10 protein-coding genes and 1 riboswitch are annotated in these 12363 nt (G+C 37.6%); of the genes, 4 read left to right on the forward strand and 6 right to left on the reverse strand.

The features are described from left to right. Nucleotides 1–203: 203 nt before the first annotated feature. The 3 genes from MHI02_RS16315 (at nt 204) to MHI02_RS16325 (ending at nt 3892) form a co-directional block, all read left to right on the forward strand. The gene (locus tag MHI02_RS16315) at nt 204–1391 is read left to right on the forward strand and encodes a hypothetical protein (RefSeq protein WP_204798751.1); all 1188 of its coding nucleotides are present in this window, start codon (nt 204–206) and stop codon (nt 1389–1391) included. A gap of 136 nt (nt 1392–1527) precedes the next feature. Then, nucleotides 1528–2715, forward strand: a complete 1188-nt coding sequence (locus MHI02_RS16320; RefSeq protein ID WP_244987055.1) for a Zn-dependent hydrolase — start codon at nt 1528–1530, stop codon at nt 2713–2715. Between the two features lies 1 nt (nt 2716). Continuing rightward, nucleotides 2717–3892: a M20 family metallopeptidase gene (locus tag MHI02_RS16325; protein WP_341166064.1), complete on the forward strand. Its 1176-nt coding sequence runs from the start codon at nt 2717–2719 to the stop codon at nt 3890–3892. Nucleotides 3893–4114: 222 nt separating this feature from the next. Here MHI02_RS16325 and ssuE read toward each other — a convergent pair whose 3' ends face one another. The 5 genes from ssuE to MHI02_RS16350 form a co-directional block, all read right to left on the reverse strand. Then, nucleotides 4115–4672 carry an NADPH-dependent FMN reductase gene (gene ssuE / locus MHI02_RS16330; RefSeq protein WP_047186556.1) on the reverse strand — a complete coding sequence of 186 codons (558 nt, stop codon included), beginning with the start codon at nt 4670–4672 and terminating at the stop codon, nt 4115–4117. A 210-nt stretch (nt 4673–4882) separates the two neighbouring features. Beyond that, nucleotides 4883–6379 (reverse strand): sodium:solute symporter family protein, encoded by a 1497-nt coding sequence (locus MHI02_RS16335; RefSeq protein WP_341166065.1) that lies wholly within the window; start codon nt 6377–6379, stop codon nt 4883–4885. Nucleotides 6380–6569: 190 nt separating this feature from the next. Beyond that, nucleotides 6570–7946 carry an LLM class flavin-dependent oxidoreductase gene (locus MHI02_RS16340; protein ID WP_216884279.1) on the reverse strand — a complete coding sequence of 459 codons (1377 nt, stop codon included), beginning with the start codon at nt 7944–7946 and terminating at the stop codon, nt 6570–6572. Nucleotides 7947–7964: 18 nt separating this feature from the next. Continuing rightward, complete coding sequence (locus MHI02_RS16345) at nt 7965–8633, reverse strand: carboxymuconolactone decarboxylase family protein (RefSeq protein WP_341166066.1); 669 nt, start codon at nt 8631–8633, stop codon at nt 7965–7967. Between the two features lie 156 nt (nt 8634–8789). Beyond that, nucleotides 8790–8895: riboswitch (SAM riboswitch) on the reverse strand. A 231-nt stretch (nt 8896–9126) separates the two neighbouring features. Next, on the reverse strand, nt 9127–10080 hold the full coding sequence (locus MHI02_RS16350; RefSeq protein WP_047186552.1) for a bile acid:sodium symporter family protein: 954 nt from the start codon (nt 10078–10080) through the stop codon (nt 9127–9129). Nucleotides 10081–10863: 783 nt separating this feature from the next. On the opposite strand from MHI02_RS16350, the gene MHI02_RS16355 reads away from it, so the two are divergent. Further along, nucleotides 10864–11112 carry a glycine zipper 2TM domain-containing protein gene (locus tag MHI02_RS16355; protein WP_047186551.1) on the forward strand — a complete coding sequence of 83 codons (249 nt, stop codon included), beginning with the start codon at nt 10864–10866 and terminating at the stop codon, nt 11110–11112. A 158-nt stretch (nt 11113–11270) separates the two neighbouring features. Here the strand turns inward: MHI02_RS16355 and MHI02_RS16360 are convergent, their stop codons facing one another. Beyond that, entirely contained in the window at nt 11271–11942 is a 672-nt protein-coding gene (locus MHI02_RS16360; RefSeq protein WP_047186550.1) for a serine/threonine protein kinase, read from the reverse strand. Nucleotides 11943–12363: the final 421 nt, after the last annotated feature.

Genomic DNA, 12363 nt, shown 5'->3' on the forward strand with positions numbered 1-12363 from the left:
ACCTACTCAAAAAGACCCTCTTCCTTTAAGTAAATTCATTATTACGGGTAATAGTTTTTATGGAAATTCAAGATTAATGATACTCGCAATTATATAAATATATCCAATATATAAATAGTCATTGAATTCTGTAAGATTACTGTTATAATAAAATAATAATTTTTTAGAATAATGTCGAATTTTGTAGAAAGAGGGTAGAATAAATGTCGCAAATGTTAGCTCTGGTTATTTTAATAACCATTTTATTTATAGGAGAAGCCGTGTCTATACGTACAAAAGCTTGGATTCCTTCTGTATTTATTTGTGCAATTCTTTTCTTAATTGGGTATTGGACGTTCTTCCCGAAAGATATTGTTGAAATTGCAGGTATACCGTCCGTCGTGGCGTCGATGATGATTTACTTGCTTATCACCAATATGGGAACGTTGCTTTCTTTGGATGAATTAAAAAAACAATGGAAAACCATTTTGATTGCACTCGCTGGTATTGCTGGAGCAGCTCTATTATTACTTACGATTGGAACGATGATATTTAGCTTAGAAGCGATGATTGTAGCTGTTCCTCCATTGGTTGGCGGGGTGGTGTCCTCACTTATTATGTCCGAGGGGGCACAAGCAGTAGGACTTACTAGTTTATCTGTATTTGCTATCGTCATTTATGTGGTGCAAGGATTTGTTGGTTATCCGTTAACCTCAATCATGTTAAAAAAAGAAGGTAAAAACTATTTAAAGAAATATCGGAATGGTGAATTAACAATAGAGGTATCGAACGAGGCAGCTGCGGCTGTTGAAGATTCTAAACCAAAGCTATTTGAAAGATTACCTGAAAAATATAATACGAGTTTCTTTAAACTTTTCAGATTAATTGTTGTAGCCTATTTGGCATACCTTACTTCCGTTGCAGTGGAACCAATTGTTACGATTCATCCATATGTACTTTGTTTGTTATTTGGTGTTATAGCTTCTAGTATTGGATTTTTGGAAAAAGGTGTTCTTGAAAAAGCAAATGGATTTGGCTTTGCGATGTTTGCTCTATTGTTGTTTATCTTCGATGGACTAAAAAATGCTACCCCAGATATGATGGTAGAAATTCTAGGTTTATTGGTAGGTACAATTGTTATAGGGATTTTGGGAATGTATATTTTCTCTTGGATTATGGGGAAAGTGTTAAAAGTTAGTAAGGAAATGGCATTTGCTGTATCATTAACGGCATTATATGGATTCCCACAAGATTATATTATTACAAATGAAGTAATCGAATCGATGACAAAAGATGAAAAAGAGAAAGAGGCTTTGTTAAGTCATATGTTACCACCAATGCTAGTCGGTGGATTCATAACTGTAACGATTGTGTCTGTTATTCTTGCGGGAGTTTTTGTCACATACTTATAATAATAATAGATTCTCAGACTTCAAGGTCCAATCGGGTAAGTACACTTACTCGATTTTTTCTAAATAGTTAATATAGATTTTAGGAGGAGTGATTTAATTGGCAAATAAAGAGAGAGTGAAACAGCATCTTGAAACAATGAGTCAGTATACTGCAACACCAAATGAAGGAATGACGAGATATTCTTATAGTCCAGAAGACGTGAAAACACGGAAGTATATTAAAGAAAAGATGGCAGAATACGGTTTAACTGTAAGAGAAGATGGTCTTGGTAATATTTTTGGCAAGTTAGAAGGAAAGAAAGAATTTGCTCCTAGTGTTCTCATTGGTTCTCATTTTGACAGTGTTCCTCATGGAGGTAATTATGACGGTCCTGCGGGTGTTATAGCGGGGCTTGAAGTTGCAGCTTTATTTCAAGAACACAATATCAAACCGACATATCCACTAGAAGTGATCGCAATGATTGAAGAAGAAGGTTCTCGTTTTGGTGGGGGGTTGATGGGTTCTCGTGGGATTAATGGATTAATTGGTGAAGAGGATTTCCATACGATTCGTGATAAAGATGGAATTTCTGTTATAGAAGCAATGCAAGAAGCAGGGCTCGATCCAACACTCCCTAAACATCGTGATCCAAAAACGATGAAGGCATTTTTAGAATTGCACATTGAACAAGGACCGATTTTAGAAGAGGAAAATATTAGTATTGGGGTTGTTGACACGATTGTTGGTCTGACACAATTTGAAGTGACCATAGAAGGAAAAGCAGGACATGCCGGTACAACACCGATGGATCGTCGTTCAGATGCGTTAATTACTGCAGCAACAATTGTTTCCCAATTGCCAAAACTAGCAAAAGCGGAAGGAAATGGCACCGTCATTACTACTGGTCAGTTTGCTGTCTATCCAAATGGCTCGAATGTCATTCCGGATAAAGTAATCTTTTCGATTGATCTTCGCTCAGGGGAAGAAGCATCGATTCAACGCGTGATGGAAAAAGTAAAAGCACTTATTGAATCATATCAAAAAGATGGCATTAAAACTTCCATCGAGCAGCAATTATATATCCAACCGAAAGAATTAAGTAAAGAGGTTCGATCCTCATTAAAAGAATCCACAGGAAAATTAGGGATTTCTTCTATACCGATGCTAAGCGGGGCTGGCCATGATGCGATGGTATTTTCAGACTATACAGAAGCCGGGATGATCTTTATTCCAAGTAAAGATGGACTGAGTCATTGTCCAGAGGAATGGTCAGACTTAGAACATTTAGCCCAAGGAGTAGACGTATTATTTGAAACAGCAAAAAGATTAACGGAGGCAGAGTAGGATGATTAACAAAGCAATTAAATCATACATCACGGAACACGAAGAAGAACTAATCGCTACACGTAGAAAATTACACAGTGAACCAGAACTATCTTGGGAAGAAGAAAATACGACTGCGTTTATATGTGAACAGTTAGAAGAGTTAGGTATCCCCTACCGCCGAACGGAACCTACTGGCGTAATCGCGGAAATTAAAGGAGGCAAACCAGGAAAAACGGTAGCACTCCGTGGGGATATGGACGCATTATCCGTTCAAGAAATCAATCAAGATTTAGCCTATAAATCTAAATTTGATGGAAAAATGCATGCATGTGGTCATGATGCACACACTTCGATGCTTCTATTTGCAGCAAAAGCATTACATCAAGTGAAAGATGATATTCCCGGAAGTGTTCGACTTTTATTCCAGCCAGCTGAAGAAGTTGCTGAAGGTGCAAAAACAATAATTAAACAAGGTGCCATGGACGGGGTGGATAATGTGTTTGGTATACATATTTGGTCCCAAACCCCAACGCAAAAGATAGTATGTAATCCGGGTCCAGCCTTTGCTGCTGCAGATATTTTCAAAGTAGAGTTTAAAGGAAGAGGAGGTCATGGTGCTATCCCACAAGATACCATTGATGCAGCTGTTGTCGCTTCATCCTTTGTCATGAACGTACAAACCGTTGTTTCTAGAACCGTTGATCCGCTTGACACGGCAGTACTGACAATTGGAAAAATGGAAGTAGGAACCAGATTTAATGTGATTGCAGAAAATGCGGTCATTGAAGGAACCGTTCGTACTTTTGATAAGGAAACAAGAAATCACGTAGAAAAAGAATTAGAGCACTATGCAAATACAGTTGCAAGTCTTTATGGAGCAACAGCTAAAGTAACATATTCTAGAGGAACCAATGCGGTTATTAATGAAGAAATAAGTACACATCTTGTTCAACAAGTAGCCTCTGAAGCCTTTGGCAAAGATGTCATTTATGATCAAAAGCCGACTATGGGGGGAGAAGATTTTAGTTTCTTTTTAGATGAAGCACCTGGAAGTTTTGCATTAGTTGGTTGTGGAAATCCGGAAAAAGACACAGAATGGGCGCACCACCATGGAAGATTTAATATTGATGAAGATGCTCTCATAACAGGATCTGAATTATACGCACAATACGCTTGGGCTTATTTGAATAAATAAGGGATGACTCAATACGTACAAAAACGAGCTGTAAATAATAAATTTACTGCTCGTTTTTTTGGTAAATGTAGTAATTCCGGCGGCAGATATCGGCATTTCATATGACGGATATCAGTATTCAGTCAATAGATATCAGGTGTCATGCATTGAATATCAGCAACAGATATCGGCTTGCATACGAAAAGGGGCTGCCCCAAGTACTACGAGACAGCCTTACCTGCTTTAATATACTTCTAACAATCTATGATATTTTATGCTCTGATTTACTTTTCCTAAAAAATACTCTAACTGTTTATTAGTTCTCTCTAATATCTCTTTATCTATAATCGGATTTTCCTTTGTTTTATCTAATTGACTATCTAGAAAATAAAGTCCTTTTACACTCTGGCCTTTCAAAGATGCTAAAAGTGGCTTAAGTGTATACTCAATTGCTAATAGATGAGAGGCACTTCCTCCTGTCATCAATGGTAGGACAGGAGTGTCTTGTAAAATATCCTGTGGTAAAAGATCAATAAGTGCTTTTAAAACCCCTGAATAGGATGATTTATAAACCGGTGTACCAACGATAACCCCATCTGCCTGTTGTAAATCATAAGTAATGTGTTTAATTTGATCACTATTAAAGTTACCAAATAATAAATCGTCCGCATCCACATCTTTTACGGAAATATGTTTTATCGAAAACCCCTCTTGTTCTACTCGTTTCCCCAAATAATGAAGAACGCGCTCCGACCTTGATGTGGAAGACGGGCTTCCTGAGACAATAACAATATGATCCATAGTAATTCCCCTCTCCGGCAGGCAAAAAGTCTTCCTACCTCCATAACGCAACTAGGGCATTGTCCAGCCTAATAGCGAATGTCAAGTTCTCTAATCATTACTTTTGCCAAAATACCATTTCCAAAGTGACAAACCTATAATGACATAAATCGCAATCATTCCATAAAGCCAGACGGAAAGCATTTCATTTACGAACATTTTTTATTCCTCCTATTCAGCTTTGGCCAACTCAACCTCTTCTTCCCTATCCTTATCCTTTATAACAAAGGCTAAAACAACCATTGCTAGAATCCCAATAAATGTCGCTACTGCCCCAGCTGTCATTGTACTTGGGATAATTCCACCAAAGTATAGAATTAAATACGATAGTAAACCGATAACCATCGAGCCCTCCGCTGCCCTTGGAGATGCCTTTCGTTTGCTGTAAACCGCATATAAGATAGGTCCTAACGTTCCAGCTGCTATACCGGAAATTCCAATCCACATAATGTCTCCCATATACATCGGTGGTTTAAGGACAATAAGAAATGCTAGTAACCCTACAATTGGTACCGTTATTCTACTAATCTGTAACGCTATTTTTTCCGCTTTCTCCTCCTCTACTCGAACAAATCCGCGTTTTACGAGGAATTTCAGAAAAATATCATTCGCAAATACCGTGGAGATGGATACAAACAACCCATCTGTAGTAGACATAGCTGCAGCAAGAATCACGACTCCGAAGAAAGCTACAATAATTGCTGGAAATGCCCATGCTACATACTCCATTAAAGCTAAATCTGCTACCACATCTGCAGGGCCAATTGCCACCCTACTATAAAGTCCACCAAACAAGACAACAACACACAGAGAAGCCGTTATAACATAAGTAAGTATCATTTTTCCTAAATCCTTATCATTCTTTAAACCTAATACTTTATTAAATAGATGTGGAGCGGATGCAAATGCCCACTGAATCGTAATCGCACCTATTATTGCACCAATGGAATAAAAATGAACGGAATCGGGATTAAATACCTTTACTAGATTTCCATCTTGGGCAGCTAAATTGTCCACGATTCCGGAAAGTGTTGTTGTAATCCCACCGTTCCAAAAAATCACAATTCCCGAAACGAACACAATTATTCCAGCAATAGCCATTAAAATTACTTGGACCGCATCCGTATAAATATCAGCTAATGCCCCACCACCAAAAACGTACAACACGACAACAACTGTTATAAGAATCAGACCTACTGTATAATCCATACCAAGTAAATATTCAAAAATTCTCGCTCCCGCTACAAACTGTGCCGAGATATAAAAAATATTAAACAGTAAAATCAAACCTGTACCGACTCGTAAAATATCACTATTATAATAATCGCCTAACCAATCCGGTAAAGAAAGTGATTTTTGTTCTTTATTTAATTCCCTTATTTTTTTGGCAACCATAAGAACTCCTAGAGCTCCTCCACCAATCATGGCGAGAATAAGCCAAAGATTCGACAGTCCCCATTCATAAGACCAGCCAGGATACCCAAGAAAAGTAGCTGCACTTAGATAGGTGGCCGCAAAGGATAGCCCCAACACAACTGGGCCAAGTCCCCCGCCTATCGCAAAATCACGAACACTTTTCGTTTGTTTAGTCCCAATATATCCAAGTGCCAACATAATACCTAGAAATAAAAGGAATCCAACCCACGTATATAATGTTACTGTATTCATCACGTTACCCCTTTTTAGAAAACTTGGCATTCGCTATTAGGTTGGGCGAATGCCTTAGTTGCACTTATGCAGACAGGAAAGATTTTTATACTTTCCTACCTGCCAATGAAAGGCTTAAGCGCCCCCTGAGGCTCATCGCACTATCACAAAAGGTTGCGCAGGGCGCTTTAGCTAGAAACGTAAGGATTAACTATTTCACTAATGGAGACACCTTTTTCGCCGGATGGTTGTCAGGTAAATAAGGTGACCCTGTACCGAATAAGTTTTCTCGCAATGTTTTTCCTTCATATTCGGTTCGATAAATGCCACGTTTTTGTAATTCTGGAACAACATGATCCACAAACTCACGGAATGTTTCTAATGAATAACTCTGTGCAATGTTAAAACCATCTACATCCCCTTCTGTCGTCCATTCCTCAATACGATCTGCAATTTGTTCAGGTGTTCCGACAAATTTCACGGTTCCATTACCAAGCCCATGATTTTGTATTGCTTCCCGTAACGTCCACTTCTTATTTGGATCTTTCGTGTACATATCTAAATTACCTTGAACTGCATCTGTTTCAATGTCTTCAATGTATTGATCTGGATCATATTTCGAAAAGTCAATTCCCGTATGCCCAGAAAGAAGTGCTGCCGTCCCTTCATAACTAACATGATTTTTTAAATCCTCATATTTCGCATACGCTTCTTCCTCTGTGGAGCCGATAATTGGAAGAACCATCGGGAAGATACGAATATCATCCGCATTTCTACCTTGAGCAACCGTACGTTTACGAAGATCTTCGGAGTAATTTTTCAACGCCTCTAAAGAATGACCTTTCGTAAAAACGGCTTCCGCATGTTTTGCCGCAAAGTCACGCCCTCTAGGGGATGCACCAGCTTGGAATAACACAGGAGTCCGTTGTGGTGACGGTTCCGTCAAATGAATTCCTGGTACATTGAAAAATTCACCTTCATGATTGATGGCATGAACCTTTTCAGGGTCGGCAAAAACATCCCCTTCCCGATCATAAACAACCGCATCTTCTTCCCAGCTATGCTCCCAAAGTTTATAAACTACTTCTAAAAATTCATCTGCACGATCGTAGCGCTGATTTTTCGGGAGACGTCCAGATAATCCTAGATTAATAGCTTCACTTTCCAAATACGAAGTCACTACATTCCACGCTACACGACCTTCTGTTAAATGATCGAGGGTAGATAATTGGCGTGCCAATGCATATGGCTGTGCATATGTGGCTGAAACTGTCGGTGCGAAGCCAATATGCTCCGTGACTTGAGCCATTGCGGAAATAATTAACAATGGGTCATGTGCAGGAAGTTGTACGGCATGACGTACCGCTGCATCATGGCTGTTTCCATAAACCGAATAGGTTCCTAATACATCCGCAATAAAAACCGCATCAAATTTCCCACGTTCTAATACTTTCGCTGTTTCCGTCCAAAACTCTAATCGATTATGTTTCGTTCCTTGATCTTTTTCGTGTTTCCATAATCCAGTAGAATGTGGAGAAGGTGAATTTTGCACAAAACCGTTTAAATGAATCTGTTTCCTTTTACTCAATGCGTATCTCTCCTTTTCTTATTTCTCATCATAAGCATTTAGCGCATTTACACTATGAGCAATTGCAGAACCTGCTTTAAGCGCAACTGCAACGAAAATCGCCTCTGAAATTTCTTCTAAGTCTGCCCCAGCTTTCTTCGCATTTTTGGTATGTACATCAATGCAATATACACAACCTGTTGTATGTGCAGATGCTACTGCAATTAGTTCTTTTTCTTTTACGGATAATTTTCCAGCTTTTATTGCTTTTCCATCAAAATTCACAAAAGCCTGGAACGTTTCTTCGCTTAATGCATTAAATTCTTTCAATCGATTAAAGTAAGATGCTTTATAGAACTCTTCACCTCCACTATTATCAAAAGCGTTCAGTCCATTCACACCATGTGCCAAAGCAGAACCAGCTTTCAGTGCAGTCGCAACAAAAATTGCCTCTGCAACTTCTTCTTTCGAGGAATCATTTTTCTTTGCGTTTCCAACATGTAAATCAATGCAATACGGGCAACCTGTAATATGCGCAACCGCTACTGCAATTAATTCCTTTAATTTAACCGAAAGCTTTCCTTCTGCTAATGCTTGATCATTAAATTTGAAAAAAGTTTCGAAAGCCTCTGGTGCATATTCCTTTAATTCAAAAATCCTCCCGAAATATTCCTTCTTATACAAGCTATCTGTTTTTGTAATTGTCATTCTAAATCTCTCCCTTTACATTTTTTCTTACTAAGAATATAATTTTTCCAATATGTTTAATCGGAATTGTGTTTAAAAATTTTTCCATTTGATTACCCCTCTAAGAAAATGGTAAACAAAAGACCCCTTCTGATGAGAAGAGGTCATATATACCAACCCTCATCGTTCAAGCATCAGCTTGCTGGAATTAGCACCTTATTACTTTAGTAATGGTTGCTGCGGGATCCACGGACCAGGTTCCTACCCCGACTCTTGATAAGGAAAACATATTCAATTAGTAAGAATTAATAACATCTTACATAACCAAAAGGAATCTGTCAACAGGAAATTTTCAGAAAAGGACTTTTTTATCAACAGGGATATTGTCACCAAAAAAATTAGAACCTTTGGCCTAATTCACTATTACCCACAGAAACAATATCTTGGTTGATAGGTCAAACTTTCTTGTATGGTGAAGAATACATACTTCACCATACAAGAGCAGCAAATAAACTTATGCAGTTTTCTTAACACCAGGTTCAGCTTGCTCTTTCTTCCCCCACCAGTTTGCAAGGAGTGGACCTGAGATATTATGCCAAACACTAAAGATTGCACCAGGAACGGCTGCAATTGGCGAGAAATGAGCAAGCCCAAGCGACGCGGCAAGTCCTGAATTTTGCATGCCAACTTCGATAGAAATTGCTTTTTGATCTTTAAAATTAAGTTTGATTGCCTTCGCGAGTAAGTACCCGAACAAATATCCTAAACAATTATGTAGTACGACGACTGCAAAAATGAGAAGTCCTGAAGTCATAATCGATTCTTTATTTACAGCCACAACTGCTGAAGCTACTCCTACAATTCCAATGACTGAAATGAGTGGTAATACTTCCACACTTTTACTGACCTGTTTGCTAAATAGCATCCGGATAACTACACCTAAAACGATTGGTAATAAGACGACTTGGACAATCGACAAGAACATGTCCATGAATGACACGGAAAGCCATTGACTGGCAAACAAATAAGTCAATGACGGAGTTAAAATTGGTGCAAGCAATGTTGATAACGCTGTTACCGTTACGGATAATGCTGTGTTCCCTTTAGCCATAAACGTCATTACATTAGAAGACGTACCTCCAGGACAGCAACCAACTAAAATAACCCCCGCTGCTATTTCTGGCGATAAATTAAATGCATGTGCAAGTCCAAAAGCCGTTAATGGCATGATTGTATACTGTGCAACTACACCGACCAAAACACTTTTCGGAGCTAGAAAAACTCCTTTAAAATCATCTACACTCAAGGTGAGTCCCATTCCGAACATAATAATTCCCAATAAAAGCGACACATGCGGTGCTATCCACGCAAATCCTTGTGGAATAAAGAAGCTAAGCAATGCAAAAAGAATAACCCATAGCGCAAATGTGCTTGTTGCAAAGTTACTAATCTTCCCTAATGTTCTCATACTTGTTTCCTCCAAAGTTGCCAAAGAGTGTGAATACTCTTCTAGTTATTTAATTTAAAATATTACCATAAATAGAACCTTTAATCTAGTGTAAATTTTTAGAAATATATGTACAGGGGAGGCCATTATAGCTTATATGATCTTTTATATACTAATCGTGGCATAAATAGAAAAAAGACATAACCTGCCATATAAGCAAATTATGTCTTCTTTCCCTATCCTTCTACATTTTCTCCATTTCTAAACTTAGAAACTTACTAAGTCAAGGAATCCTGCCCATTCCCAGACCTTTAATCAAACGTATCCGTCCGTCAAACAATACCCCCTAAAAGATAAGTTTCAAAGGTTAGAATGGAGTGGGACGATGAATCCCGTTTTTCCAATTTTCCCCTCCCAAGTATTAGCGATATCATTTACCGTACTATAAATAATAATTACATATTTCTATTTACCAAAATTAAATCGCTTACATTTACTTGAGGTAAAAAGGAAAAAGTCAAACTCTTTACGTTATATAGTATAATTCAGAAAAAATAATTCGTCAATGCTTGCAATAAGTTGTATTTATTTTCATAAGGTCTGACTTTCATAGAATTTTAACTCCGACATGATTTTCGTGAATCCAGTATTCCCAACACTAAAATATGAACATCAGCCAATTTCCTGTGAATTTTAATAAAGCATCCCATACCAACCTGCCATAGTTAACTTTGAAAATATTTTTGTATAGTTTTACCTAATATTGGAAATAACAGTAAGGAGTAAGTAGAGAGGATTGAAGATATGAACAATTTTCAGAGCAGTATCCACACTGGCGATGATTCCATTGTCATTGGTTGCTCTCGACATGGGGCAATGAGTGGTGCTGCATACGGTAGTTACATAGGTAGCAAGATTGCCGGTTCTACCGGAGCAACGACTGGGTATATCCTTGGTGCCATTATTGGTGCAGTTTTTGGCCCCGATGATAGTTTCAAAAGTACTAAGACAATTCAGTCCGAACACAACTCGGACATGAAACAATTACTTTAACCAAGGGACCCTAGGCGACCCATCTCTATCTAAGAAGGCACAACTGGTATTATTACTAGTTATGTCTTCTTTTTATTAGTTAATTTCTTTTACCTTACATACGATTTTTTCAGGGCAAAATTTCACTTTTCCGCCATACTTTTAAGCGAACTGGCTTCTTACTTTTTTAGGATATTCAAAATAGCCTTCAGAAAATCCTCATAGGAAGAAAAATATTTATTCCGCTGGTTATACCACTTTCGAACCGTTTCTACTAACCAAAACGGTACAGAATTCCCATCAATCAAATGATAGTACTGCTCATATCCTTTTTTTAGATGCTCCCACCTAAAATCATTACCTGGTTGAATGTATTCGGAGACATCTAGTATTTTGGCCCTTCCATTTTGTAATAAAATATTTTTCAAATGAATATCACGTGGATTAAGTCCCTTTGAACGAACATATTCTCTTGCTGCTTCCACGTCATCTATCACTTGTTCTGGGATATGAATCCCTTGTAGAACGCAATCAAAGAGAGTATTTCCTTCCTCGTAGCTTAGAACGAGGTATTCGTCGTAGGAAGCAAAACAGGTTGAAAAGAAGGGGGAATCTCCTAATTTCTCATAAACGTCTGCTTCAGCTTTAACTTTGTCTACTTTATTTTTTGCATATTTTTTAAACGCAAAAGCTGGAACTTTAAAAGATTGAAATACGGCCGCATCTGTGCCAACCCCTATACACTTTAAATCCTTAGCATGACCACTTATGGTTACAGGTCCGTTGTTTGGATTTGAAAAAACGTTAATTTCAGAAAGCGAATCTCGTACTATATCCCAATCATTTTCCATATAAAATCTCCCTTTTTAGATTTTTAATTATAGACGCGCAACATGTTTAACACCCTGAATGAACTATCTTTGATTTACTCCTATATAAGGAATTTACCCGTTATCTTAATATCTAAAATAGTTTCAGTATTACATCCATTCTACTTTCATTTAAACCTTATGCTTTCGATTCTTTGAAATGTACAAGCAGATAAAAAGGTTTATTAATAATATTGATTATATTTTTAGTTCTCAAGATATATTACTTCGTCTTTTCTACTACATACGAATAATGCAAGTATAAGTTTTATATTCCACGAATGGTGCTCTTTTATAGCATAGAAAATTTGATACTTATCCAAATAGTTAAATTATGGTTAACTAATCTTTCTAATAATGGTAATATTCTTTCAAAGGGGTTAGTTTTATTCTTAATAGTGGA

It is taken from the genome of Oceanobacillus sp. FSL K6-0118 (assembly GCF_038006665.1).
GTDB classification, from domain to species: Bacteria; Bacillota; Bacilli; order Bacillales; family Amphibacillaceae; genus Oceanobacillus; species Oceanobacillus caeni.

Excerpts from the sequence above, each read along its gene's own strand:
- MHI02_RS16315 (WP_204798751.1), top strand. The coding sequence starts at position 204 with ATGTCGCAAATGTTAGCTCTGGTTATTTTAATAACCATTTTATTTATA.
- MHI02_RS16320 (WP_244987055.1), top strand. The coding sequence starts at position 1,528 with ATGAGTCAGTATACTGCAACACCAAATGAAGGAATGACGAGATATTCT.
- MHI02_RS16325 (WP_341166064.1), top strand. The coding sequence starts at position 2,717 with ATGATTAACAAAGCAATTAAATCATACATCACGGAACACGAAGAAGAA.
- ssuE (WP_047186556.1), bottom strand. The coding sequence starts at position 4,672 with ATGGATCATATTGTTATTGTCTCAGGAAGCCCGTCTTCCACATCAAGG.
- MHI02_RS16335 (WP_341166065.1), bottom strand. The coding sequence starts at position 6,379 with ATGAATACAGTAACATTATATACGTGGGTTGGATTCCTTTTATTTCTA.
- MHI02_RS16345 (WP_341166066.1), bottom strand. The coding sequence starts at position 8,633 with ATGACAATTACAAAAACAGATAGCTTGTATAAGAAGGAATATTTCGGG.
- MHI02_RS16350 (WP_047186552.1), bottom strand. The coding sequence starts at position 10,080 with ATGAGAACATTAGGGAAGATTAGTAACTTTGCAACAAGCACATTTGCG.
- MHI02_RS16355 (WP_047186551.1), top strand. The coding sequence starts at position 10,864 with ATGAACAATTTTCAGAGCAGTATCCACACTGGCGATGATTCCATTGTC.
- MHI02_RS16360 (WP_047186550.1), bottom strand. The coding sequence starts at position 11,942 with ATGGAAAATGATTGGGATATAGTACGAGATTCGCTTTCTGAAATTAAC.